General features: G+C 42.8%; 24 protein-coding genes, 1 tRNA gene and 1 pseudogene. 23 read left to right on the forward strand and 3 right to left on the reverse strand.

The annotated features are described in order from the left end of the window. The first annotated feature begins 180 nt into the window (after positions 1–180). Positions 181–1,170: a tyrosine-type recombinase/integrase gene (locus PGR14_RS01460; RefSeq protein WP_118199360.1), complete on the forward strand. Its 990-nt coding sequence runs from the start codon at positions 181–183 to the stop codon at positions 1,168–1,170. A gap of 489 nt (positions 1,171–1,659) precedes the next feature. Here the strand turns inward: PGR14_RS01460 and PGR14_RS01465 are convergent, their stop codons facing one another. Next, the gene (locus tag PGR14_RS01465) at positions 1,660–1,953 is read right to left on the reverse strand and encodes a hypothetical protein (protein WP_270222861.1); all 294 of its coding nucleotides are present in this window, start codon (positions 1,951–1,953) and stop codon (positions 1,660–1,662) included. A gap of 74 nt (positions 1,954–2,027) precedes the next feature. Here PGR14_RS01465 and PGR14_RS01470 point away from each other — a divergent pair, with 74 nt between their 5' ends. The 10 genes and pseudogenes from PGR14_RS01470 (at position 2,028) to PGR14_RS01515 (ending at position 6,967) form a co-directional block, all read left to right on the forward strand. After that, entirely contained in the window at positions 2,028–2,441 is a 414-nt protein-coding gene (locus PGR14_RS01470; RefSeq protein ID WP_270222863.1) for a hypothetical protein, read from the forward strand. Positions 2,442–2,505: 64 nt separating this feature from the next. Beyond that, on the forward strand, positions 2,506–2,646 hold the full coding sequence (locus tag PGR14_RS01475; protein ID WP_172676495.1) for a CD1375 family protein: 141 nt from the start codon (positions 2,506–2,508) through the stop codon (positions 2,644–2,646). A 13-nt stretch (positions 2,647–2,659) separates the two neighbouring features. Continuing rightward, a complete protein-coding gene (locus tag PGR14_RS01480; RefSeq protein ID WP_270222864.1) occupies positions 2,660–3,544 on the forward strand; it encodes an Ig-like domain-containing protein in 885 nt (294 codons plus the stop codon). An 11-nt stretch (positions 3,545–3,555) separates the two neighbouring features. After that, entirely contained in the window at positions 3,556–3,939 is a 384-nt protein-coding gene (locus PGR14_RS01485; RefSeq protein WP_270222865.1) for a PF13754 domain-containing protein, read from the forward strand. Then, complete coding sequence (locus PGR14_RS01490) at positions 3,926–4,192, forward strand: hypothetical protein (RefSeq protein ID WP_055262293.1); 267 nt, start codon at positions 3,926–3,928, stop codon at positions 4,190–4,192. The genes PGR14_RS01485 and PGR14_RS01490 overlap by 14 nt, the downstream gene beginning before the upstream one ends. Then, a complete protein-coding gene (locus tag PGR14_RS01495; RefSeq protein WP_172679836.1) occupies positions 4,192–4,353 on the forward strand; it encodes a hypothetical protein in 162 nt (53 codons plus the stop codon). The genes PGR14_RS01490 and PGR14_RS01495 overlap by 1 nt, the downstream gene beginning before the upstream one ends. A 16-nt stretch (positions 4,354–4,369) precedes the next feature. After that, positions 4,370–4,843, forward strand: a complete 474-nt coding sequence (locus PGR14_RS01500; RefSeq protein ID WP_117835815.1) for a phage holin family protein — start codon at positions 4,370–4,372, stop codon at positions 4,841–4,843. A gap of 28 nt (positions 4,844–4,871) precedes the next feature. Further along, positions 4,872–6,062 carry a GH25 family lysozyme gene (locus PGR14_RS01505; RefSeq protein WP_270222866.1) on the forward strand — a complete coding sequence of 397 codons (1,191 nt, stop codon included), beginning with the start codon at positions 4,872–4,874 and terminating at the stop codon, positions 6,060–6,062. 80 nt (positions 6,063–6,142) lie between these two features. Next, a pseudogene (locus tag PGR14_RS01510) lies at positions 6,143–6,532 on the forward strand (peptidoglycan-binding protein); the annotation flags it as partial. Between the two features lie 228 nt (positions 6,533–6,760). Further along, positions 6,761–6,967 carry an alpha/beta-type small acid-soluble spore protein gene (locus PGR14_RS01515; protein ID WP_022220917.1) on the forward strand — a complete coding sequence of 69 codons (207 nt, stop codon included), beginning with the start codon at positions 6,761–6,763 and terminating at the stop codon, positions 6,965–6,967. A gap of 90 nt (positions 6,968–7,057) precedes the next feature. On the opposite strand, the gene PGR14_RS01520 is transcribed toward PGR14_RS01515, so the two are convergent. Next, positions 7,058–7,130, reverse strand: a tRNA-Thr gene (locus tag PGR14_RS01520). A gap of 237 nt (positions 7,131–7,367) precedes the next feature. Between PGR14_RS01520 and PGR14_RS01525 the strand changes: the two genes are divergently transcribed. From PGR14_RS01525 to PGR14_RS01550, 6 genes are all read left to right on the forward strand, one after another. Beyond that, positions 7,368–8,438: a carbamoyl phosphate synthase small subunit gene (locus PGR14_RS01525; RefSeq protein ID WP_008375271.1), complete on the forward strand. Its 1,071-nt coding sequence runs from the start codon at positions 7,368–7,370 to the stop codon at positions 8,436–8,438. Next, positions 8,438–11,638 carry a carbamoyl-phosphate synthase large subunit gene (gene carB, locus PGR14_RS01530; RefSeq protein ID WP_008375273.1) on the forward strand — a complete coding sequence of 1,067 codons (3,201 nt, stop codon included), beginning with the start codon at positions 8,438–8,440 and terminating at the stop codon, positions 11,636–11,638. Before PGR14_RS01525 ends, carB begins: the two co-directional genes overlap by 1 nt. A gap of 156 nt (positions 11,639–11,794) precedes the next feature. Beyond that, positions 11,795–12,286: a ribonuclease Z gene (locus tag PGR14_RS01535; protein WP_270222867.1), complete on the forward strand. Its 492-nt coding sequence runs from the start codon at positions 11,795–11,797 to the stop codon at positions 12,284–12,286. Further along, entirely contained in the window at positions 12,283–13,266 is a 984-nt protein-coding gene (locus tag PGR14_RS01540; RefSeq protein WP_055260690.1) for a DNA/RNA non-specific endonuclease, read from the forward strand. Before PGR14_RS01535 ends, PGR14_RS01540 begins: the two co-directional genes overlap by 4 nt. A gap of 154 nt (positions 13,267–13,420) precedes the next feature. Continuing rightward, positions 13,421–14,707: an O-acetylhomoserine aminocarboxypropyltransferase/cysteine synthase family protein gene (locus PGR14_RS01545; protein ID WP_270222868.1), complete on the forward strand. Its 1,287-nt coding sequence runs from the start codon at positions 13,421–13,423 to the stop codon at positions 14,705–14,707. A 52-nt stretch (positions 14,708–14,759) separates the two neighbouring features. Beyond that, on the forward strand, positions 14,760–15,104 hold the full coding sequence (locus PGR14_RS01550; RefSeq protein WP_055297025.1) for a cupin domain-containing protein: 345 nt from the start codon (positions 14,760–14,762) through the stop codon (positions 15,102–15,104). Positions 15,105–15,371: 267 nt separating this feature from the next. Here the strand turns inward: PGR14_RS01550 and PGR14_RS01555 are convergent, their stop codons facing one another. Beyond that, positions 15,372–16,466 carry a pyridoxal phosphate-dependent aminotransferase gene (locus PGR14_RS01555; protein ID WP_055297027.1) on the reverse strand — a complete coding sequence of 365 codons (1,095 nt, stop codon included), beginning with the start codon at positions 16,464–16,466 and terminating at the stop codon, positions 15,372–15,374. Positions 16,467–16,598: 132 nt separating this feature from the next. Between PGR14_RS01555 and PGR14_RS01560 the strand changes: the two genes are divergently transcribed. The 6 genes from PGR14_RS01560 to PGR14_RS01585 all read left to right on the forward strand — a co-directional run bounded on the left by PGR14_RS01560 (position 16,599) and on the right by PGR14_RS01585 (position 26,721). Beyond that, entirely contained in the window at positions 16,599–19,892 is a 3,294-nt protein-coding gene (locus tag PGR14_RS01560) for a DUF5717 family protein (RefSeq protein ID WP_242859469.1), read from the forward strand. 15 nt (positions 19,893–19,907) lie between these two features. Further along, positions 19,908–21,197: a DUF5716 family protein gene (locus PGR14_RS01565; protein ID WP_008375290.1), complete on the forward strand. Its 1,290-nt coding sequence runs from the start codon at positions 19,908–19,910 to the stop codon at positions 21,195–21,197. Then, on the forward strand, positions 21,172–21,933 hold the full coding sequence (locus PGR14_RS01570) for a hypothetical protein (protein WP_008375292.1): 762 nt from the start codon (positions 21,172–21,174) through the stop codon (positions 21,931–21,933). Before PGR14_RS01565 ends, PGR14_RS01570 begins: the two co-directional genes overlap by 26 nt. Positions 21,934–22,038: 105 nt before the next feature. Next, a complete protein-coding gene (purF, locus tag PGR14_RS01575) occupies positions 22,039–23,475 on the forward strand; it encodes an amidophosphoribosyltransferase (protein WP_044999256.1) in 1,437 nt (478 codons plus the stop codon). A 13-nt stretch (positions 23,476–23,488) separates the two neighbouring features. Beyond that, positions 23,489–24,922, forward strand: coding sequence for an adenylosuccinate lyase (purB, locus tag PGR14_RS01580; RefSeq protein ID WP_022220911.1), 1,434 nt, complete (start codon positions 23,489–23,491; stop codon positions 24,920–24,922). Positions 24,923–25,347: 425 nt separating this feature from the next. Further along, positions 25,348–26,721, forward strand: a complete 1,374-nt coding sequence (locus PGR14_RS01585) for an alanine/glycine:cation symporter family protein (RefSeq protein ID WP_022220910.1) — start codon at positions 25,348–25,350, stop codon at positions 26,719–26,721. Positions 26,722–26,760: the final 39 nt, after the last annotated feature.

Below are 26,760 nucleotides of genomic sequence, written 5' to 3' on the forward strand. Positions count from 1 at the left end.
GATGAAAGCATATGTAACGCCAGCTTTCAAAAAGCTATTGGTATCCAAATTTGCTGTTCCTTGCGCCGTTGAATCAATAAATATTGGTTTCCTGTTCTCTAAAACAGTGTTAGTTTTGGTTAAATTGCTACTTAATTCAGTACGCCAGTTGATATACTGAAAGCAAAAAAGGAGCAATGTATGGAAGCGAAAATAATGGATGTATTGCGAAGAATGCAACCGGTTTTAGATGAAATGCAATTACGTGAGCTGAAAGAAGTGCTGCAGATGACATTTACCGGATGCAGAGTAATCCAGGAAACGGACCTGCAGGTTGTAGACAGGAGCTGGGAAGTGGATCTGGAAGAGTTTCTGATGAGTAAAGCACTGGAAGGAAAAGCATCAAAGACAGTGAAGCAATATCGGTATGAACTGGTTCGGTTACTGACCTATATCAATAAGCCAGTGAAGAACATAGATTCTGGAGATATTTCTGGATTCATGCGGGCTTATAAAATGATCCGCAAGGTAGCAAACCAGACACTAAAGAATGTCCGGGCAGTGTATAGCAGCTTCTTCGGATGGCTGCGAGATCGTGACCGGATTCGGAGAAATCCGATGGTGCTGGTGGAATCTATAAAAGTAGAAAAGAAGATCCGGAAACCATATACTGATGAAGAACGGGAGCGGATGCTGCGTAAATGCAGCAGTCTTCGGGATAAAGCGTTACTAGAATTCCTATATAGCACAGCAGTCAGAGTATCGGAGCTTTCAGAGATTAACAGGGAAGACATCCGGTATGCGAATAAAGAGCTGATTGTATATGGAAAAGGAGCGAAAGAAAGGACGGTGTACATCAATGAACGAACCAACATGTACCTGAAAGAATATCTGGAAAGCAGAAAAGACAATGATCCGGCGCTATTTGTCGGAAGCAAGAAACCGAATAGCCGGCTGACGAAAACAGGAATTGAGGATATCATCCGGCGGATCGGAGAGAAGGCGGGCGTAGAAAATGCACATCCGCATCGATTCCGGAGGACGGCTCTGACAAATGCACTGAACCGCGGAATGCCTCTGCAGGAGGCTATGATATTTGCGGGACACGCAAAGTCAGAGACAACCATGCGATACTGTACGGTGAATCAGGAAGGTGTACGGTATCATCACTTTAAATATTTAAGTGCATAAGTAAATAAACTTATTTATTTACACTCGGCATTGGTCGGGTGTTTTTGTTATGCGCTTTTATATATGTAACTTTATCAACCAGTCAAAGGAGGGATTCTGAACTAAGTAGCAATTTAGCAAAATCGGACGATAGTATTGCAACCATAAACAATAAACTGATTTCTATCGTAGAACGAGGAGTAAAGAACGGATACAACTACATAAAATATTCTAATGGAGATGCTGTTGTATGGTGTAAATACACATGGAATACTAACATTGATATAAGTTGGTATGGATTATATTTTGTTTCTAGTAAAGCTGTAGATTTTCCATTCACATTCAAGGAAGCACCATTGATTATAGTATCTCCTGGGACTACAAATGAACTATATTGGACAGGAGTCAATGAAGTAAGCACAACTGGATATAAACTTACAGCTTATTCGGTAAAAAAGGGAATGTGTTATTCACAATGTAATATGCTTATAATCGGAAAATGGAAATAATTTAGTTCTTTTTGTACAGAACAAATACATTCGCTAACGCAATACATGTTCCCGTTCCGAAATTGTGTCCTTTTATGTAAAGCAGATCCTCACTACTGTTATAATAACAGGACACGATATTTACCCATGCATCCCAATCTCCAACTAGGTCATATCCGATTACTCCAATAGGTGTGTAGCCATTTACTGTAGGCGGTTTTAAATAATAATTGAAATCCTTTCCTGCGCCAACGTTTATATTATTTGTTACAGTTACTTGCTTTACAGACAATAAACTTTTTAAATTATTGTTCATCGTTGTCTCTGCATTTTTTAATTTGCTATTTAGTTCAGAATCCCTCTAAAAAGAAGAAAGGGGCAAACAGAAAAATGAAAATCACATTCAATGATGGTCAGGAACTGCAGATCCAGCAGGTCACTGAGCAGACGGATGGCGCACTTCTGATCAAGACCATTTCAGCACACGAGGATCAGCTGAAGACTTTATTCTCTGATCAGACAACAACTAAGAGAATGTCTGTGAGCGAACGGGATGCAGATACCGTTGTGTATGAAAACTACACAAAGCTCGATGCAATCGTGAAGTACACGGCCGGCATTCTTGGTGTGTTAATGTACCGGGAAGGAGAGGATCCGGACAGCCGGATAGCAGCTCTGGAGGCAAGACTTAAAGAGGCAGAAGAGAAAAATACAGACCTGCAGTCAAGAGTCGAAAAAGCGGAGGAGAAAAATGAAATGCTCGAAGGATGCATTTTGGAAATGTCTGAAACGGTATATCAGTAAAACGATAATTGTATTAACCATTTTATTTTTATTCATATTATTACAAATTTCAGGAGGAAAAGAAATGATGGCAATGTTATGGGCACAGCAGATTATGTTAGGAAAGAAAACTTATTCACAGGTACCGAGACTTTTAAAGGACAAGGTAAAAGAGGTCCTGATTGATTCCGGAGCAGAAGATCTGGTAACAGAAGACAAGCAGTAGAGGTGAAGCGTAGATGGCAGTAAAAACAGTTCAATATATATTTAATGGTCAGGCATACAATCTGACCTATAATTCGACCTCCGGGAAATGGGAAGCTACGGTTACGGCTCCAAGTAAGTCGAGCTATAATCAGCCGGATCATGTTCTTGGCGGAACAGTAAAGGCTACAGATGAGGCCGGCAATACTACCACGGTAGATCAGAGTCATGCTACTCTCGGCGCATCACTTAAACTCCGTGTAAAAGAAAAGACAGCACCGACTATCACGATCACGTCTCCGTCTGCAGGAGCTTATATCACAAATACGACTCCGACTATCGAATTCCAGGTAAAAGATACAGACTCCGGAGTAAATGCAGGAACAATTGCAGTCACAGTTGATGGTACAGCTGTATCGACGGTAACAAAGACTGCTATTGACGGTGGATATAAGTGCACATGCACATCACCGACGTTAAAAGATGGATCACATACGATTTCGGTCAAAGCATCCGACAACGATGGTAATGCAGCTGCAGCTAAGACAGCAACATTTACAGTTGATACAGTGCCTCCGACACTGCAGATCACAGCTCCATCAAATAACCTTATAACCAACAAGAAGACAGTAACGGTAAGTGGTAAAACAGATGACGTATCATCTAAGCCAGTTACAGTAACGGTAAATGGAGCAACTGTAACGGTCGGAACAGACGGAACATTTACTAAGGACGTGACTCTTGCTGAGGGTGCAAACACCATCACAATCGTAGCTAAAGACAAAGCCGGAAAGACTACTACAGTCACACGTAAGGTTACTGTCGATACGTCAGCTCCGGTGATTAAGTCAGTGACTCTTACTCCGAATCCAGTAGACTGCGGAAAGACATTCATTATTGCAGTCGAGATTACCGACTAGGCGGTGCGCCTATGGTAGTAAAGGTAAGCGGTAAGATAGATGGAAAAGAAGTAATATTCGAAAGAGCTGAAGGGGACCGGTGGAATGCCATGGTCCCTTATGATTTAGATGGAATGTATGTGGTGGAGCTGACGGCAGAAAATGATGCAGGCAATATCGCATACTGCACGAAGATGCTGTTGATCGTTGATCCGGCTACTCTATGCGTAAGACTTGTTCCACTTGATTATATGGTGGAAATTGTTCCGGAAGACTGTAAGGTTACAGTTATTCCGGAAGACTATGCTGTAGAGGCAGTTCCGGAGCAGTATCAAGTTATCGCAGAGCCAGATCCGCTCTTTGTGGAGGTAATTTATCCGATACATGGAAGGGGGTGTTGTTGTGAACAAAATTAGATTTATCCTGGGCGAAGACAAGCACGTTAAGCTATTGGTGCGAAGTCCTAACGATGAGCCATTTACGATTCTGACAGCATCTTATGAGCTGGCACGTTACACAGACATCGTGGTGCAAGGAGAGTGCGATATCAATGAGCATTATCTTGACTGCAAGATTGCTCCGAAAGAAAAAGGAACACATATATTGGAAGTGACTTATACGGTTGCGGATTCGATCAGGAAAGCAAGGATAGAAGTTGAGGTGGTTTAATGCTTAAAATTACAGATGTGAAATTAAGCAAAAATACGGTTGCGACCGGGGAAAAATTTACGATTTCTGTACAGATCCAGGAAACGGTTGATTATCCGTATGACTATCCATACGATTATCCGATATCTTATACCGGAGCAGCAAAGCCGGTAAATTCATAAAGAAAGAATGAGGAATATGAAAGTGGAACAGGCAAACTATATCAAAGCAATTTTTACAGCAGTATTTGCTTTCCTGTCAGCGCTTCTTGGAGTGCTTGCAGTGCCGGTGATCCTGCTGGTGGTATGTAATCTGATTGATTATGCTACCGGACTTATGGCAAGCAAATACAGAGCACAGGATATCAATTCCTATAAAAGTATCAGAGGAATTTTCAAAAAGGTATCTATGTGGCTGTTGGTAGTTGTGGGAGCGATTATTGATGAAATGCTTCTATATGCATCAACTTCAATTGGTTGGAAGTCACCAGTCACATTTCTGGTGGCATGTGTCGTGGCAATGTGGCTGATCTGCAATGAGATTATCAGTATTTTAGAAAATATTCAGGACATGGGAGTGAATATCCCGGCATTTATGCAGCCACTTGTGAAACACATCCGATCGCAGGTGGAAGATCAGGTGAAAGTAGATAATGATTCAGGGGGCGAATAGTCGCCCTCTTTTTGAAAGGAGAAACATTATGGCAATGAATGGAATTGATATTGCAAGTTATCAGGCAGGAATCGACCTCAGTGTAGTACCGTGCGATTTTGTGATCGTAAAGGCAACAGAAGGAACAGGCTACGTGAACCCGGATTTCACAAGAGCTTACGCACAGGCTAAGAACGCCGGAAAGTGTCTCGGTATCTACCATTATGCGAATGGTGGAGATTACCAGAAAGAAGCAGATTACTTCCTTGATAGAATCGGAAAACGTGTAGGCGAATCAATTCTCTGTCTTGACTGGGAGGGGAAGAGCAACCCGGCATTCGGTAGCTCGGATTTTGCATGGTGCAAGAGCTGGCTTGACTATGTATACCAGAAAACAGGCGTAAGACCTCTTTTGTATTGTTCGCAGTCTGTAGCCTATAAATTCAACAATATCGGCAATTACGGACTCTGGATTGCACAGTACGCAGACATGAACGCCACAGGATACCAGGATAAGCCGTGGAATGAGGGAGCTTATGCTTGTGTTATCCGGCAGTATAGCTCTTGTGGTAGATTGAATGGATGGGGCGGTAATCTCGATCTGGATAAATTCTACGGCGACAAGGACGCATGGAACAAATACGCCGGAAAAGGAAACACAACCAAACCGGCAGAAACACCGAAACCGACAGTGAATACTCCGGGCGGATCCACGCTCGATCTGGTTGTTGGAGTCATGCAGGGCAAGTACGGTGATGGTGACAACCGCAAGAACGCCCTCGGAACACGGTATACGGAAGTGCAGAGCTTCATCGACCATATCTATTCTGCATCCGTAGATACACTGGTGAACGAAGTGAAAGCTGGTAAATATGGTAACGGTGACACAAGAAAGGTTGTTCTCGGTAGTCGTTACACAGAAGTACAGAACAAGATCAACGCTGCGTTTGCCAGAAAATCAAATGAGCAGATCGCACAGGAAGTTCTTGCCGGTAAATGGGGCAATGGAAACGACAGAAAGAATCGTCTATCAGCTGCCGGGTATGACTACAATACGATTCAGAATATCGTGAACGGTAAGTCAGGTGCTTCATCCGCACAGTATTACACTGTCCAGTCTGGAGATACGCTTTCCGGTATTGCAGCTAAATACGGCACCTCCTACCAGAAGGTTGCGCAGCTGAATGGAATCAGCAATCCGAATGTGATCTATGTTGGTCAGAGACTGCGGGTGAAATAAATCACGGTTGACAGCACCAAACATGAGGACTTAGAATTCCCTTAAAATAAGAAGAAATAACTTTATAGGTTGTGGCAAAATGGATGACCCAATGGGGTTCTAAAGCACTTGGTGATCAGGGGTATTCTCCGTCAGAAATCCTCCGCTATTATTACGGAGATGATATTTACATCAATACCGCTGAAGAAATTTCAGGCATTCCGTCTTCATGGCCAGGGTATACCCTTTCACAGGGCTCTTCTGGTACAAAAGTCCGGCAAATGCAGGAACAGCTAAATGTCATTGCCGGTGCATACCCGGCAATTCCGAAAATCACAGTTGACGGTATTTATGGTCCGGCAACAGCATCGTCTGTCAGAAAATTCCAGTCGGTGTTCGGTCTTCCGGTAACCGGAACTGTTGATTACCGTACATGGTATAAAATTTCCGAAATTTATGTAGGTGTATCCAGAATTGCAGAATTGTCCTGACTTGGATTTTATATTATGATCTAAGTTTTCTCACAAAGTCTGCTTTTATGCAAAGAATACCAAATGTGTCATGCTTCAGTTTAAAATGTTTCATACTCATCTGATGCAGATTACTGCAAAATAAAAAATGCTAAAATTAACAAAACCTCCCAGTGTAATCTGAATTTATTCTCCATATACTAGGAGCGTAACACAAAACAAAATGTTACAAAAAAGGAGGAAATGAATATGGCAAGTCGTTCATCAAACAGAGCAGCCGTGCCAGAAGCAAAAGGTGCACTGGACAAATTTAAATACGAGGTTGCAAGTGAACTGGGAGTACCGTTATCAGACGGGTACAACGGAGACTTAACTTCAAGACAGAACGGATCTGTCGGAGGTTATATGGTCAAGAAAATGATCGAAGAACAGGAAAAACAGATGTCCGGTCGATAGGGACGGTCAGTGAAGGTATCACAGGCATTTCTGCCGGATACAAAAAGGGAATGTCTGATAAACAGGCACTCCCTTTTTCTCTGATCACTAAGCTGGAAATCGGACTTGAACCGACGACCCCTTCATTACGAGTGAAGTGCTCTACCGACTGAGCTATTCCAGCATTCGTACTGCTTTTGCAGTCACGAATTATATTATATCAAATTTTTGAATAAAAGCAACTCTTTTTTAAAAAAATTACACTTTAAAATAAACATAAAAAATAGGTATTGAAATCTGTAACCAGATATGGTAAACTTTTTACAATTTGAGAAAGTGTGGGCGCTCTGGAATTGAAAAGACTCCAAGAGTGCCCCTTTTTTGAGAATAAAAGAGTATTACGAAGGGATAAGGTGAACATATGAAAGCGTTTCTAATTTTAGAAGACGGAACTGTGTTTGAAGGCACAAGCATCGGCTCAACAAAAGATATGATTAGTGAGATTGTATTCAATACTTCAATGACTGGATACTTAGAGGTGCTGACAGACCCTTCTTACGCCGGACAGGCCGTTGTCATGACATATCCGCTGATCGGAAACTATGGTATTACACCGGATATGGAGTCCAAGAAGGCGTGGCCGGATGGTTATATTGTAAGAGAATTGTCCAGAATGCCAAGCAACTTCCGTTGTGAAGGTACAATTCAGGATTTCCTGAAAGAACAGGATATTCCGGGAATTGCAGGAATTGATACCAGAGCACTTACCAAAATCCTCCGCGAAAAGGGTACAATGAATGGTATGATCACAACGAATGAAAATTACAATCTGGACGAGGTACTTCCGAAACTTCATGCATACAAAGTAGGAGATGTAGTTTCCAAAGTAACTTGCAGTGAAAAATATGTCTTAGAAGGCAATGGACCAAAAGTTGCATTGATGGACTTTGGTGCTAAGAACAACATTGCAAGGTCTTTAAATGATCGTGGATGTGAAGTTACCGTTTACCCGGCAAATACACCTGCAGAAGAGATCATTTCCGCAAATCCGGACGGTATCATGCTGTCGAACGGACCTGGCGATCCGGCGGATTGCACTTCCATTATTAAAGAAATCAGAAAATTATACGACTCAGATATCCCGATCTTTGCAATCTGTCTGGGACATCAGCTGATGGCACTCGCCAACGGTGGTAAGACCTATAAGTTGAAATACGGACACAGGGGCGGAAACCATCCGGTAAAAGATCTGCAGACAGGAAGAGTTTATATTTCTTCCCAGAACCATGGGTATGCTGTAGATGCTGATAGTATTCCGGAAAGCGTTGCAGTACCTGCATTTGTGAACGTCAATGACAATACAAACGAAGGAATGTCATACGTTGGAAAGAATATTTTCACAGTACAGTTCCATCCGGAAGCTTGCCCGGGACCACAGGATTCTGGTTACTTGTTTGACAGATTTATGGATATGATGGGAGGAACAAAATAATGCCAAGAAATAAAGACATAAAGAAAGTATTAGTTATTGGTTCCGGTCCAATCGTAATCGGACAGGCAGCAGAATTTGACTATGCCGGAACACAGGCATGCCGTTCACTGAAAGAAGAAGGACTTGAAGTTGTACTTCTGAATTCGAATCCGGCAACGATCATGACAGACAAAGATATTGCAGACCGCGTTTATATCGAACCACTTACGGTAGAAGTTGTAGAACAGCTGATCCTTAAAGAAAAACCGGACAGCGTACTTCCTACCCTTGGAGGCCAGGCCGGACTGAACCTTGCAATGGAGCTGGAAGAAGCAGGATTCCTTAAGGAACATAATGTGAGACTGATCGGTACAACGGCGGAAACCATCAAGAAAGCAGAAGACCGTCTGGAATTTAAAGATACCATGGAAAAGATCGGTGAGCCGGTTGCAGCTTCACTGGTCGTTGAAAATATAGAAGATGGTGTCGCGTTTGCAGATAAGATCGGATATCCTGTTGTTCTTCGTCCGGCATATACCCTCGGCGGAAGCGGTGGTGGTATCGCACATGATCAGGAACAATTGGAAGAAATCCTTGAGAATGGACTCCGTTTGTCACGTGTAGGACAGGTTCTTGTAGAACGCTGCATTGCAGGATGGAAAGAAATCGAGTACGAAGTAATGCGAGACAGTGCTGGAAACTGTATTACTGTATGTAATATGGAAAATATCGATCCGGTCGGAGTTCATACCGGTGACAGTATCGTTGTTGCACCTTCCCAGACTCTTGGAGATAAAGAATATCAGATGCTGCGTACTTCGGCACTGAATATCATTACAGAACTGAATATTACTGGTGGATGTAACGTACAATATGCATTACATCCAGACTCTTTTGAATATTGTGTAATTGAGGTAAACCCGCGTGTAAGCCGTTCTTCTGCACTGGCTTCCAAAGCGACAGGATACCCGATCGCAAAAGTTGCTGCAAAGATTGCCCTTGGATATACACTGGACGAGATCAAGAATGCAGTTACAAAGAAAACTTATGCAAGCTTCGAGCCAATGCTTGACTACTGTGTTGTTAAGATGCCGAGACTTCCGTTCGATAAATTTATCAGTGCAAAGAGAACGTTGACGACACAGATGAAAGCTACCGGAGAAGTTATGAGTATTTGCGATAACTTTGAAGGAGCTCTTATGAAAGCGATCCGTTCTCTGGAGCAGCATGTAGACTGCCTGCTTTCTTATGATTTCTCAGCACTTTCCAAAGAAGAAATTCTGGAAAAACTGGAAATCGTAGATGACCGCAGAATCTGGATGATCGCAGAAGCACTCCGCAAAGGAATCTCTTATGACGAGATCCATGCGATCACAAAGATCGACAAATGGTTCATCGACAAGATCGCAATCCTTGTTGAGATGGAACAGGCTCTGAAGACACAGGAACTCACACCGGAACTTCTGAAAGAAGCAAAACGTATTGAATTCCCGGATAATGTTATTGCACGACTGACCGGAAAAGATGAGAGAGAAATCCACGATATGCGTCATGCAAACGGAATCGTTGCAGCATACAAGATGGTTGATACCTGTGCGGCTGAGTTCGCGGCAGAGACCCCATATTATTATTCTGTATTCGGAAGCCAGAACGAAGTAGAAGAGACTTCTGGCAAAAAGAAAGTTCTAGTACTTGGATCAGGACCGATCCGTATCGGACAGGGTATCGAGTTCGACTTCTGTTCTGTACATTGTACATGGGCATTTGCAAAAGAAGGATACGAGACTATTATCGTAAATAACAACCCGGAAACTGTAAGTACCGATTTCGATATCGCAGATAAGCTGTATTTCGAACCACTTACTCCGGAAGATGTAGAGAGCATTGTAGACCTGGAAAAACCGGACGGAGCAGTTGTTCAGTTTGGTGGACAGACTGCGATCAAATTAACAGAATCCCTGATGAAGATGGGAGTGCCGATTCTTGGAACTTCCGCAGAAGATGTAGATGCCGCAGAGGACAGAGAGCTCTTTGACGAGATCCTTGCACAGTGCAATATTCCACGTCCGAAGGGAGATACAGTATTTACCGCTGAAGAAGCAAAAGAGGTTGCCAACCGTCTCGGATATCCGGTACTGGTTCGTCCTTCTTATGTACTTGGCGGACAGGGAATGCAGATTGCAATCAACGATCATGATATTGATGAATTTATCGGAATCATCAACCGTATTGCACAGGATCACCCGATTCTGGTTGATAAATATTTGGTCGGTAAAGAAATTGAGGTCGATGCAGTATGTGACGGAACAGACATTCTGATCCCTGGTATTATGGAACATATTGAGCGTGCCGGAATCCATTCTGGTGACAGTATTTCTGTATATCCTGCGCAGAGCATTTCTGAAGTGACAAAGCGTAAAATTGAAGAATATACAAAGCGTCTTGCAAAAGCCCTTCACGTAATTGGTATGATCAACATCCAGTTCATCGTATGTGGCGAAGATGTTTATGTCATCGAAGTAAACCCACGTTCAAGTCGTACCGTTCCTTATATCAGTAAGGTAACAGGTATCCCGATCGTTCCGCTTGCTACAAGAGCGATCATCGGACATAAGATCAGAGAAATGGGTTACACACCGGGACTTCAGAAAGAAGCTGATTATATTGCAATCAAGATGCCGGTATTCTCATTTGAGAAGATCCGTGGTGCAGATATCAGCCTTGGACCGGAAATGAAGTCTACAGGTGAGTGTCTGGGAATTGCAACTACATTTAACGAGGCACTTTACAAAGCGTTCCTTGGAGCTGGAATCAACCTTCCAAAATATAAGAACATGATCATGACTGTTCGTGATGAGGATAAGGGAGAAGCTGTCGAGATCGGACGCAGATTTGAGGCACTTGGCTACCGCATCTTTGCAACACGCGGTACAGCTGATGCATTAAAAGAAGGTGGCGTAAAAGCAATTCCGGTCAATAAGATTGAGCAGGAATCACCGAACCTGATGGATCTGATCCTTGGACACGAGATCGACCTTGTAATTGATACTCCTCCGCAGGGAGCAGATCATGCACGAGATGGATTTGTAATCCGTCGTAATGCAATCGAGACAGGTGTCAATGTACTGACAGCTATGGATACTGCAAGAGCACTTGTGACAAGTCTGGAAAATACAGATATCCGTCAGCTTACACTGATTGATATTGCGAAAGTTGAATAAGATGTTATGAATACGGACAGGCAGGGATTGGATTCTCTGCCTGTTTGTGTTATGGAAAATGCAGGGACGAGACGGACGCTACAGTGGCAAAAGAATGTGAAGCTGTGTAGAGAATTTCGGATATTGGCTGGAATTGCGGGGAAGGAGTTTTATAGTGTGAAAACTATTGTATGTGTGGATAACCGGATGGGGATATGTTTTAATGGCAGGAGAGTGAGCCGGGACCGGATGGTGTCAGAGGATATTCTTGAGATGACGAGAGGGAATGTACTCTGGATGGCGCCGGAGGCAGATAAGCTTTTTAAAGAAGTCTTTAAAGCAAAAGAAGAGGTATGCCGGGAAACTGGGACTGGGAAGAAAATACAGGACTCAGGGCGACTGGAGGATGAAAAAATGTGGAAGGTTGACCGGAATTTTCTGGAAAATGCAGAAGAAGAGGATTTCTGTTTTGTTGAGGGGGAGAATCTGGCTGGATATGAGGGGAAGATTACAGAGATTGTTCTGTATAAATGGAACCGGGATTATCCGGCAGATGTATTTTTTGAGGTAGATTTAAGCAAGTGGAGACTGGAAGAGAGAAAAGATTTTTCCGGTTACTCCCATGAGAAGATTACAAAAGAAATTTACAACAGGCAGGGATTGTTATGAAGAAGAAAATTGGGAAAATGAGAGGTGTGCTGCTTCTGACGTTTGCATTGTTTCTGACAGCGTGTGGCACAGGTGGAGCAGATGCGCAAAGTGCATCATATGGAAACAGTCAGGCAGCAGTAGTTGAAAGGCAGTCGGGTAGCGGAGAAAATGAATCGACAGCAGGTGGCAGCCAGGATCCGGTGAGCGCTACATTGGATAATATTCCGGCATACAGCGGAACACCGTATGTAGTGATTGACGATAATGAACCGGATTTTACCGAAGATGAGCTGACAGATCAGTCTTATGAAAGCTACAGTGATCTGGATGAGCTGGGACGATGCGGCGTTGCCGTGTCCAACATTGGGACAGATCTGATGCCGACCGGGAAAAGAGGAAAGATTGGACAGGTGAAACCGTCCGGGTGGCAGACAATAAAATTTGACAATGTGGATGGAAAATATCTTTACAACCGTTGTCATCTGATAGGCTATCAGCTGACGGCAGAAAATGCAAACGAAAAGAATCTGATTACAGGAACCCGCTATATGAATGTGGATGGGATGCTGCCATTTGAAAATATGGTTGCCGACTACATCAAAGAGACAGATAATCATGTAATGTATCGTGTCACACCGGTATTTGAAGGGGAGAATCTGGTTGCATCCGGAGTTTTAATGGAAGCAGAATCAGTGGAGGATCATGGAGAAGGTGTGAAATTTAATGTGTATGTCTATAATGTACAGCCGGGAATTACGATTGATTATGCAACGGGAAAGGCAGTGCTTTCCGATACGGATGCGTCAGTGGGTACGGGAAAAACCAGTGGAAATACAGAGAAAAAGATGTATGTGTTGAATGAAAATACAAAGAAGTTCCATACGCCGGAGTGCTCAGGAGTAAAAGATATCAAAGAAGGAAATAAAAAAACATTTACAGGTTCAAGAGAAGAACTGACTAAAGAGGGGTATAGCCCGTGCGGGAGATGTAAACCGTAAGAGGAAAATAAAAGAAAAACTGCATATTCTGCAAAAAATATAAAACAAACGGGAGATTTTTAAACAAAATCTCCCGTTTTCTGCTATAATAGAAAACATACTTAATGAATATACATTAGAGGAAATGTGTAAAAGAAAAAGGAGGAACTTTCTCATGAATACTTATCATATGGGAACAAAATGCGTGCAGGGAGGATATACACCTGGAAATGGAGAGCCGAGACAGGTTCCGATCATTCAGTCTACGACATTCAAATACAATACAAGTGAAGATATGGGAAAATTATTTGATCTGGAGGCATCCGGATATTTCTACACCCGTCTGCAGAATCCGACTAATGACCACATAGCGGCAAAGATCGCGGCGATGGAAGGCGGAACAGCTGCAATGTTGACTTCTTCCGGACAGGCAGCGAATTTCTTTGCTATGTTCAATATCTGTGAAGCAGGAGATCATATTGTGGCTTCCTCTTCGATTTATGGTGGAACCTTCAATCTGATCAGTGTGACAATGAAGAAAATGGGAATTGACGCAACATTTGTTTCTCCGGATGCAACAGAAGAAGAATTAAATGCGGCATTCCAGCCAAATACAAAGCTGATGTTTGGTGAGACGATTGCCAATCCGGCACTTACTGTTCTGGATATTGAGCTTTTTGCAAAGGTTGCGCATGCGCATAGTGTACCGCTGATCGTGGATAATACCTTCCCGACACCGGTCAACTGTCGTCCGATCGAATGGGGAGCAGATATTGTGACACATTCGACTACAAAATATATGGATGGACATGGAGCAGCAGTCGGTGGAGCAATCGTAGACAGTGGTAAATTTGACTGGATGGCTCATGCAGATAAATATCCCGGACTTTGCACACCGGATGAAAGCTATCATGGAATTACCTATGCTGAGAAATTCGGAAAAGAAGGCGCATTTATCACAAAATGTACTTCTCAGTTGATGCGTGATCTCGGATCGATCCAGGCACCACAGAATGCATTTATCCTGAATCTCGGACTGGAATCTCTTCATGTGCGTATGCCAAGACACGTGGAGAACGGACAGGCTGTGGCAGAATTTCTGGAGCAGCACCCAAAGGTTGCTTATGTCAATTATCCGGGACTTCCATCTAACAAATACTATGAAAGAGCAAAGAAATACATGCCAGACGGGGGCTGTGGAGTGGTATCTTTCGGATTGAAAGGTGGAAGAGAAGCTGCTTCCGTATTCATGCAGAATCTGAAGCTTGGAGCGATTGAAACCCATGTGGCAGATGCGAGAACCTGTTGCCTGAACCCGGCAACATCCACACATCGCCAGATGAATGATGAGCAGTTAAAAGAAGCAGGAGTTCCGGCAGAACTGATTCGCATCAGTCTGGGACTTGAAGATAAAGAGGATCTGATCGCAGATATTTCTGCGGCACTTGACGCAATTCAATAATCGTGTCACAATGACAGATAAAGAAATCTGATCAGACAGGAGGAAAAGAGTCATGACAAAGAAATCAGAAAGACAACCAATCAAAGCAGAAAATGTAGCGGGTGGCGCAGGCTATATCCTGAAGGAAGAACTGATCAAAGGTGAACAGCTCGGTGCGTACTGCAAGATGTTCAATGAAGTAACGTTAAAACCTGGATGTGAGATCGGATATCATGAGCATCATGGAGAGACTGAGACTTACTATCTGACAAAAGGGGCAGGCATTTACAATGATAATGGCAAAGAATATCCGGTAGAAGTTGGTGATGTGACTTTCTGTGCAGACGGAAATGGACATGGCATCAAGAATGCGGGGAAAGAAGATCTTGTGTTTGTGGCGCTTATTTTGAAAGAATAGTGTGAAGAGGGACGGATCCTGGCGCAAATGATATTGATCGTCACCTATGAAACTGTCACTGGCAGTTTCATACGGATGCATGGCAACTCCGAAGCTTGTACAAAAAAGGGGATGATGTTCGTGTGAACACGGACACCACCCCTATTTTTGTGCGCTCTTAGCCGCAACGATTCAATATCATTTGCGCCGGGATCCTGTGCTGCTCAAAATTTTTAGAAATAAGAGTTGGCGATTTAGTGAATGGTCTTCTTGTGGGGATAGGAAACATTATGCAAAGAAATCCTGTATTCCCTGAAGCAGTCTCTTATTATCTTCCGGAGCCATAATGCAGAACCGGAAGTATTCCCCGCCCAGTTCTTTGAAGCTGGAGCAGTCTCTCACCATCAGACCCTGCTTGATCAGAAATTCAAACACATCCGCAGAAGTAACTCCCTCTTTTTCAATCTTTACCAGTACAAAATTCGCATAAGCAGGATACACAGTCAGCACATTGATTTTGGAGATTTCAGTGCACATTTTGTCTCGCTCGGAGAGGATCAGATCCCGTGTTTTCCGGATATACTCCTGATCCTGGAGCATTTTCTCACCAGCGTAAGCGCCGAGGCTGTTCAGACTCCATGGGTTCTGCATCAGCAGAAGATCCTGAAGAAACTGGCTGTTACTGGTTGCACCGTAGCCGAGGCGGAGACCAGGTGCGGCATAAAATTTGGATACGCCACGGAGAATCATCAGATTATCAAAACTGCTGATCAGAGACATGGAAGAAATTTCATTAATATCCGGTGCAAATTCAACGTAAGTCTCATCGATCATCAAGAAAGAGCCAGCCTCCCGGCAGCAGTCCAGAATGGTCTGGATCTCAGGCATTTTGAGAGCGGACGAAGTCGGATTGTTCGGGTTACATAATATCACCAGATCATAGCCCTTCCTGATTTCTTCGCAGAAGGCATGGATATCAAGATGGAACTGATCTGACTCTTTTAACAGGTAAGTATGGATGGAACTTCCCACCAGATCCAGTTCACGTCCATACTCGGAATAAGTTGGTCCAAGAACCAGCGTTTTTTGTGGTTTCCGTGTCTGGATCAGGAGAGAGATCAGCTCTGTAGAACCATTTCCGACGATTACATGTTCCGGTAAAATCTGGCAGTAATCGGCAATCACTTTCTTCAAAGTAGTGTAATTTCGGTCCGGATAACTACTGAGAAGATCCAGATGTGCAGCAAGATCTTTTTTCAGGTTTTTGGATAATCCAAGTGGGTTGACATTGGCTCCAAAGCAGACGATCTCGTCCACCGGTACATGATAAAATGCGGCGACAGCAGCGGTGTCACTTCCATGAAACTGCGGTTTTGCTTCCATAAATAGTATTCTCCTTTGTGTATAACAAAAATCTGTGAATTAAAAAAATCGGGTATTCCGCATTGCCTGATATGCAGAATAATGTTATAATTTATTATAATGTCTTTTTGAAAAAATGCAATGCAGAAGTAGGTGGCAAGCTTGAAGAATAAAATAAAAAAATTTTCCAAAGGAGATTTTCGAACTGTTCATCCGGAGATTGTACTGCCGGTAACGAATCTTGAGATGACGATCGGGGAAGGAGAGTCCTGCCAGGGAAGTTTCATTTTGAAGAACAGGAAAGAAGGAGATATCAGAGGACTTGTATATTCTTCTTCTTTTCGTATACATTTAGAAGAACAGGGATTTGAGGGCAACCCGGTGGAGCTCCGTTTTACTTATGATGGAAGCGGACTTGCTCCCGGGCATGTTGAACAGGGAAAGTTTACGATTGTATGTAATGGTGGAGAATTTGAGGTAAACTTTACTGCGATCATTGAAAAACCATCAGTCGAGACTTCCTGTGGAAGAGTACAGAATATCCGTGATTTTAAAAGGCTGGCGATGGAGAACTTTATCGAGGCACACCGTCTTTTCAGATCACGCGATTTTTATGACGTGATAAAGTATGAAGAGCCAAGGATAAAGGCACTTTATGATAATATTAGGAAATGGTCTCTCGGTGAGCAGGCGATGGAAGAATTTCTGGTCGGAATCAAACAGAAAGAATGTATTTTCCTGACAATGGGACGGAATCAGAGAACTTTCCGCAATTTAAAAGAAGCAACCCGTGAGATTATTCATTTTACAAAGAATACTTGGGGATTTATGCCGGTGAAGGTGCATGTGAGCGGTGATTTTATCCAGATTGGAAGGGATAACTTTACAACGGACGATTTTGTGGGAAATCTGTTTGATTTCAGTTATATCATTCATCCGGAAAAGGCTCATGCGGGAAATAATTATGGACAGATTGTTTTTGAAAGTCCGTATGAATCGCTGACCTATGAGGTAATGTTGGCCAATCACAAGGATCATGCAGAGAACAGACGTGTGGCAGATAAGACGATTGCATCAATCATAAAGGATTTCCTTGCGTGTAATGCGGAAGGAAAGAATCTGACAGCCTGGGCGGACGCAACAAGAGAAAAACTGAAGGGACTGGATATATATTCAGAAGACGGAGATGTTTATCCACTGTTTGATGCACATCTTAACCTGCTCTGTAAGGAGCCGGACAAGGCTAGTGGTATTCTGGATGATTACAATTACAGCCGTTTCTCAGTGAATAAGGATTCGGTCATTTCATCGTATTATCTGTATCTGACTGCGCTTTTGAGAAAATCAGGCAGCCAGGTTAACAAAGCAATTGAAGAACTGAATAAGGCATATATGAAAGAACCAACTTCATGGGAGCTTGTGTGTATGCTGATTGACATTGATCCGGAATATAAAAACTACAGCAAAAAATTACAGGTTCTGGAACGCCACTGCTGCAACGGTGCGAACCAGGTAATTCTGTACTGGCAGGCATACCGGTGTTTTCTGGAGAAGCCAACCTGTCTGAAAAAGCTCTCGGCATTTGAAGTACAGATTCTCAATTTTGCGCAGAAGCACGGAATTCTGACAAAGGAAATTGCGCTTTATATGGCGAACCTTGCATCCCAACAGCGGACTTATGATAAGAATCTGGATGTTGTGATGCGGAAGGTTTATCGGATTTTCCCGGATCCACAGATTCTGACAGCAATTTGTACCCATCTGATCCGTGGCAATCGGACAACACCGGAATGCTTTAAGTGGTATGCCTTGGCAGTAAAAGAAGATCTGAAGATTGCGCAGCTTTTTGAATATTATATGATGACTGTGGATGACAAATATCTGGACAGACAGTTTCCAAAATCCGTATTACTTTACTTCCGGCATGGAAACACACTGGAATATAAAAAAGCAGCGGTGTTGTATGCAAATCTGATTAACTGTGAGGAAGAAAGCAGTGAGCTTTACAGTGCTTACAGAGAGCAGATGGAGCGGTTTGCCTGGATGCAGCTTGAGAATCGAAGGATCAATGATATTCTGCATATTATTTACAAACGCTGCTGTACTGAGCGGGATATGACACCGGAAAGAATCCGGGCAGTTTATGATATCTGCCATGCTTATGAGATTAAGACAACGGTAAAGAACATGGCGTTTGTCATGGTAATCGAGCCTGACGGAACGATCAGTCAGAAAGTACAGTACAGTGCGGATGGAGTGATTGTATATTTATACAATAAAGACGCACGGATTGTCTGGGAATCAAAAGACGGCCGCCATTACATTGATTCCATTCCATATGAGACTATGAGGATGTTCTATGAGAACCGGTATATGGAAATCTGCAAAAAATATCAGGAAGAGCATGAGGAAGAGGAACGAAAGAAAGAGAAAAAAGAACTGACCTGGGATATGCTTAGAGAGCACGGGCTGGAGATGGCAGATGAAAAAGAAGTGTTTAAAATGTGCAGTATGCGCCTGCGTGAAGAAGGTACGGATGAGGATGATTTTCTTCTGGCATTATGCTTTGAACTGTTTCTGAAAGATCAGTATGATAAGCAGACGCTGTCTTATCTTGCTGAGTATTATTGTGGATCGACCCGTAATATGAAGAAACTCTGGCATGTGGCAAGAGATTATGATATTACAACCTACAAGCTTTCAGAAAGAATCATTACGCAGATGCTTTTCTCGGAAACTATGTTTGGTGAGGAAGAAATTTTTGCGGATTATTATGAAGGAAGAACGTATTTCCGTTTAAAGAGAGCATATCTTGCTTATGTTTCAAGAGAATATGTGGTGAACGGACGCCAGGTAAAAGGATGTATTTTTGTAATCATCGCAAATGAATACCGCAAAGAGGAAGATCTTCCGGATATCTGTAAGATCGCCCTGCTAAAATATTATTCCAGCAGGGAAGTGCATCAGGAACTGGAACCGATGCTACGGGAATTCCTGCGCGAAATGTGTGAAAAACAGCTGTATTTTTCTTTCTATTTGAAGTATCCGGAGAACTGGCTCAGAGAAGTGCAGCTTTATGATAAGACGATGATCGAATATCACGCAAAACCTGGAAGCAAAGTGGCAATTTCCTACCAGATACGGAAAGGCGAAAGTGATAATATGAATTATCAGGAAGAAATACTGCTTCCGGCATATGAAGACACTTATATCAAGAGCTTTATTTTGTTTGGTGATGAATCTCTGCGTTATTATTTTACAGAGACGAATAAGGATAAGGTGACGGTTACGGAAAAAAGTGACTATAAGCCGCGTGAGGTGAGACCAATCGGAAAATTTGGAAGACTGAATGATATGACATCACTGAAGAATGAAGCACTGGCAATCGCGATGAAGGAATTTGCAACAGAAAAACAGCTTGCTGAGGATATTTTTGTTGCTTACTAAAGGAGGAAATACTTCATGACACATGGAAGTATTATAGGATATGACATCAATGCAAAGATGTGTCAGATCAGTTATTATAATGAAAAAACACAGGAACCGGAGACGGTGGATACCGGAATTGAAAAAGAGAACAATCAGATTCCTCTGGTGATGAACTATTATAAAGAGACCTGGACTTACGGAAGACAGGCAAGAAGGATGTCTACGGTAAGGGACAGTATCTGCGTGGAAGGGATCTGGGAGTGTGCGCTTGGCAATAGGAAAATTGAGGTAGACGGACAGGAATATGAAGGCGTCCAGCTGCTGGCGGATTTTGTAAAGTACACGTTGAACGGATTTGAAGAAATTGAAAGCATCACGTTTACAGTCCCGGAGAAAAACGAAGACATCCGCGTCTTGCTGAAGGGAATCGGACAGAAACTCGGAGTGGCAAAGGAAAATATTTATGTTCAGGACTACAAGGAAAGCTTCTGTCATTATATGTTTAACCAGCCGAAAGAATTATGGCAGTATGAAGCGGCACTTTTTTACTGTGACGAGGATGTGATCCGGGCATATATGTTGCGGGAACTGAAGAACAGTTCGCAGAAAAGCAGAGAAAGCTTTGTGACGGTGGACAAGGTGGCAGATGCACGTATGGAAGAACTGGAAGCAGTTTATCCGGTGCTGCATGTTGAGAAGGCAAAAGCGGCAGATGAGCATTTTAAACGTTTTATCCAGAGTGTATTCAACAAGAAGATGATCTCTTCTGTCTTTTTGACAGGAGATGGATTTGAAAATAACTGGTATCCGAATTCTCTGCGCGTTCTCTGTAACGGACGCCGTGCGTTTATGGGAAATAATCTGTACAGTAAAGGAGCGTGTTATACAGCGCAGCGCAGAAAAGAGGAACAGTCAGATGCACCAGTCTACCTGGATGAGACAAAACTGACCGAGCAGATTTCCGTGCGGATGCGCGTGAATGGAGAAGAAGGCTGGTACCCACTGGTATCCTGGGGCAATCACTGGTACGAATCAGACAGACAGTTCGAGGTGCTTCTTGGTGATACAGAGGATATTGAGATCCATGTAGATTCTCTGGTGACCGGCAGGCATCTTGTGGAGTCGGTTTCTCTGAAAGGTATGCCGGACCGGAAAAACTATGCGCTTCGTCTGAAAATTAGTACATTCTTCTCGGATGAAAAGACCTGTCATATTATTTTTGAAGATATGGGATTTGGCGAATTTTTTGCGCCATCAGGATTCCGGTTGGAGAAGATCATTGAATTAGGAGGCAGCAATGGGCAGTTTAATTCTTTGTCATAAGAAAAAGGCAAAACATCCCTATGAAATTTCGAGGATCCATACAAGGATCAGTACACTGGAAGAGCTGTGTTATTATCTGTGCAACAATCTGTATCTGATCGATTATACGATCATGAATGAGCAGCTCTGCAGATGGATCGCAGATGAACTGGAAATGCAGGATCTTGCAGTAAAGCTGGTGGAACTGATCCGGAATCATGGTTCCGTGGAGAAATTTGTGGTTCTTGTGCTACATGAATCCAGAATCTACACACCGGGTGAAATGGCACACATCCAGAATGTTCTGGAGAAACTCAAGAACCAGAAAGAAGTAGAACGTCAGAAATACAAAGCAGATAAGCTGATGGAAAGTGGAGAACTGGAATCGGCAATCCTGGTTTACATGTCGATCGTCAACGGAGAAAAGGATGATTCGGTAGATAAGCGTTTTTATGGTCGCGTGTCTGCGTGCCTTGCCGGAGCATATGGGAGAGCATTTCTGTATGAAGAGTCGGCGAGAATGTATGAGAAGGCGTATAAGATCTGTGAAGATAATAAAATGCTCGAAGGTTACCTGTATGCAAGTTCCAGATACATGCCGCAGGATGAATATCAGAAGATGGTCATGGGCAATGAAATCCTTTTGGAAATTGACAACAAACTTACAGAAAAGATAGAAAAAGTGAGAGAAAATATCAACATCGAACCGTCAAAGGAACTGTTTGAAGAATGGAAAAAAGAGTACAGAAGAGCATAGTGTACGGGAGAAAGTTCAAGGCTGTGTATTGATTTTCGGAAAATCATGTATTATACTCTCTATGTAAAAATTAAGCGGATACAACAAATAGGAGAAGACAAAACGATGAGCGAACTTGAAAGAGTAGAGACTGGTTTAGGTGAAGAATGTGGTGTATTCGGTGCCTATGATATGGATGGTGGCGATGTTGCGCCGTCAGTGTACTATGGTTTGTTTGCCCTTCAGCACAGAGGGCAGGAAAGCTGCGGAATTGCAGTGACAGATACCTATGGCAAGCGGAAAGTTCATTTCAGAAAGGGACTAGGACTAGTCAATGAAGTATTCGATGAGGAAGAACTTGGCAAATTAAAGGGAAACCTTGGCGTCGGACATGTGCGGTATTCGACAGCAGGGGGAACTCGTGCGGAAAATGCACAGCCACTGGTTCTGAATTATGTGAAAGGTACATTGGTGATTGCCCATAATGGTAATCTGACGAATGCGATCGAGCTTCGTCATGAATTGGAATATACCGGAGCAATCTTCCAGACAACGATTGATTCGGAAGTGATTGCCTATCATATTGCAAGAGAGCGTCTGAAGGTTTCAAAGGCAGAGGATGCGGTCAGGAATGCAATGAAGAAAATTGAAGGCGCATATGCACTGGTTGTATCAAGCCCGCGTAAGATGATCGGAGCGAGAGATCCATTTGGTCTCAAACCACTCTGTATCGGCAAGAGAGATAATACTTGGTTCCTGGCATCGGAAAGCTGTGCCCTTGCAGCAGTTGGTGCAGACTTTATCCGTGACGTGGAACCGGGAGAGATTGTCAGCTTTACAAAGCATGGAGTATCTTCGGACAAAAGTATGCAGATTCCACCTGAAAAGCAGGCACGTTGTATTTTTGAGTACATTTATTTTGCACGTATGGACAGCGTAATCGACAACATCAATGTATATCATGCAAGGATTGTTGCAGGAAAGGCTCTTGCACAGTCTTATCCGGTAGAGGCTGATCTGGTTGTCGGTGTGCCGGATTCCGGACTGGTTGCGGCAAAAGGATATTCGGAATATTCCGGAATCCCTTACGGTATGGCATTCCACAAGAACAGTTATGTAGGAAGAACCTTTATCAAGCCGAAACAGAGTCAGAGAGAGTCCAGTGTGAAGATCAAACTGAATGTTATTGAAGAGGTTGTACGGGGCAAGCGTATTGTTATGGTAGATGATTCCATCGTCCGTGGAACGACCTGTGCAAATATCATCAAGATGCTCAAAAAAGCAGGAGCAAAAGAAGTTCATGTAAGAATCAGTTCGCCACCGTTTTTACATCCTTGTTATTTTGGTACAGATGTACCGTCGAATGATCAGCTCATTGCTCATTCACATACAACGGAGCAGATCCGTGAAATGATCGGAGCAGATTCTCTTGGATATATGGAAATAGATAAGCTGAAAGACATGGTTGGAGATCTTGGATACTGCGATGCATGTTTTACAGGAAATTACCCGATGCGCGTTCCGGGAAAAGATATTTCCCACGCGTTTGAGTCAGAAGAATAGGGAGGATAAGACTATGGGATACGACAAGTATGTAAGTCCGCTTTCAGAGCGGTATGCCAGCAAGGAGATGCAGTATATTTTTTCTCCGGACATGAAATTTAAGACATGGAGAAAACTCTGGATCGCACTTGCAGAGACAGAAAAAGAGCTGGGGCTCAATATTACAGATGAACAGATCGCAGAACTGAAAGAGCATGCAGAGGATATCAATTACGATGTCGCAAAAGCGCGTGAAAAAGTAGTGCGCCATGATGTGATGTCTCATGTATATGCATATGGACAGCAGTGCCCGAAAGCAAAAGGGATCATTCATCTGGGAGCAACTTCCTGTTATGTAGGTGATAATACCGATATCATTATCATGGCAGAGGCTCTGAAACTTGTTAAGAAAAAGCTGGTTAATGTTCTGGATGAACTTTCAAAGTTCGCAGATCGGTATAAAGATCTTCCGACACTTGCATTTACTCATTTCCAGCCAGCACAGCCGACAACGGTTGGAAAGAGAGCAACTCTGTGGATGCAGGAATTTTCTATGGATCTTGCAGATCTTGATTATGTGCTTGGAAGCCTGAAACTTCTTGGATCAAAAGGAACAACCGGTACACAGGCAAGCTTCCTGGAACTGTTTGAGGGAGATCAGGAGACCATTGATAAGATCGATCCAATGATTGCTAAGAAGATGGGATTTGAAGCATGCTATCCGGTATCCGGACAGACCTATTCCCGTAAAGTGGATACAAGAGTTGTGAATGTTCTTGCCGGAATTGCAGCAAGTGCACACAAATTCTCCAATGACATCCGTCTTCTCCAGCATCTGAAAGAAGTGGAAGAGCCGTTTGAAAAGACACAGATCGGATCTTCTGCAATGGCATATAAGAGAAATCCAATGAGAAGCGAACGAATCGCATCTCTGTCCCGTTACGTGATGATTGATGCACTGAACCCGGCGATCACTTCTGCTACACAGTGGTTTGAACGTACTCTGGATGACTCTGCGAACAAGCGCCTGAGTGTACCGGAAGGTTTTCTTGCGATTGACGGTATTCTGGATCTGTGCCTGAATGTCGTTGACGGACTGGTTGTATATCCAAAAGTAATTGAAAAACGTCTGATGTCTGAACTTCCGTTCATGGCAACAGAGAATATTATGATGGATGCAGTAAAAGCTGGTGGAGACCGTCAGGAACTGCATGAAAGAATCCGTGAACTTTCGATGGAAGCAGGAAAGAATGTTAAAGAAAAAGGTCTGGACAACAACCTTCTTGAACTGATCGCGTCAGATGATGCATTTAATCTGAGTCTGGAAGATCTTCAGAAAACAATGGATCCATCCAAATATGTAGGACGTTCCAAAGAACAGGTCGAAGCATTCCTTAAGAATGTGATCCGGCCGATCCTGGATGAAAATAAAGAGCTGCTTGGTGTAAAAGCAGAGATCAATGTATAGAATAACTGAATAAACAGAATGGAAGAGCAGGAAGCAGATTTCTGGGTAAGACGGAAGATTGCTCCCTGCTTTTTATTTATGTTTCATGGTCTGAAAATAACTTCTTTGAAATATCAATATAGTAAAGAATTAATGCGTTCATCTGAAAGAATCTATAAATCCCATGGAAATGCATAGATATTAAATCGTCATTAATTAGACAATTTGACGAAAAATATGAAAACTGAGTTTTTGACAAACACAGAAAAGCGCGAAAAAACGCACTTATTTAGAGCAAATTTATTATGTTATCGTAATAACATGGTGATAATACACAAAAAATAAATAAGTTAACTGAAAATATTGCATAAAAACTATAAATAGGTTATTATAGATTCAACAGATAAAAACTATAAGGGATGTCTATTAAAAAGGAGGGTTACCGTATGAGTATTAACGATTTAGTATTAAAGGTAAATGATGTCCTAACAGGATCGGTGCTGATCATAGCACTTGTAGGTATTGGCTTGCTGTTCACATTTAAGCTTGGATTTATCCAAATCCGTGGTTTTAAAGATGGATGGAACAGAACTTTTGGCGGACTTTTTAGCAAGAAAGGGGATGCCGGAAAAGACGGAATGTCTTCTTTCCAAGCACTTGCAACAGCGATTGCTGCTCAGGTTGGTACCGGTAATATCGCCGGAGCTGCAACTGCAATTGCAGTCGGTGGTCCGGGAGCAATCTTCTGGATGTGGATCAGCGCATTCCTCGGAATGTCAACGATCTTCGCAGAAGCGGTTATGGCTCAGAAGTTCAAGCAGGTCAGTGATGACGGAACCGTAACCGGTGGTCCGGTATATTACATACGAGGAGCATTTAAAGGAACGTTCGGAAAAGTTCTGGCAGCTATTTTTGCAGTCCTGATTATCTTTGCACTTGGATTCATGGGCAATGCAGTTCAGTCTAACTCAATCGCAGCATCATGGAACACTGCATTCGGAATTCCGAAGATTGCAATGGGTATTTTTGTAGCAGTTGTTTCTCTGTTTGTATTCACAGGTGGTATGAAGCGAATCGCAAAAGTTACTGAACTGATCGTGCCGATCATGGCAGCATTTTATATAGTAGGTTCTTTGATCGTAATTTTTGCAAACGTTACAGCAATCCCGGCAGCATTCCATGACATTATTGTCGGTGCGTTTAAACCGGCAGCAGTAGCAGGTGGTGCAATGGGCGCAACCTTGAAGCTTGCAGTACAGAAAGGTGTGGCAAGAGGTCTCTTCTCCAATGAAGCTGGTATGGGTTCTACACCACACGCACATGCAGTAGCAAAAGTAAAACATCCGGTTGAACAGGGCTTTGTAGCTATGATCGGTGTGTTCATTGATACATTCGTAATTCTTAACCTGACAGCACTTGTTATTATCACAACCGGTTCAAGAACGACTGGTCTTACAGGTGCACAGCTGAGCCAGTATGCTTTCTCTACATTATATGGTAAGTTCGGTGAGATCTTTATCGCGATCTGTATGTTATTCTTCGCATTCTCAACGATCATCGGATGGTATTTCTTCGGTGAAGCAAACATCCGTTACCTGTTTGGAGCAAAAGCTGTTAAAATTTACTCAATCATTGTATGTATCTGCGTAGCACTTGGATCACTTCAGGAAGTAGAACTTGTATGGAATATGGCAGACTGCTTTAACAGTATGATGGTTATCCCGAATGCGATTGCACTGGTAGCACTCAGTGGTCTTGTTAAGAAGACGCATGACGATTACTATAATAATTTCCTGCCAAATCAGAAAAAAGGCAAATAGATAATTTGTATAATAACTGAAAAATAGTTATAGAAAAAA

It is taken from the genome of Coprococcus sp. AF99-45, assembly GCF_027663865.1.
Classification (GTDB): Bacteria; Bacillota; Clostridia; order Lachnospirales; family Lachnospiraceae; genus Allocoprococcus; species Allocoprococcus comes.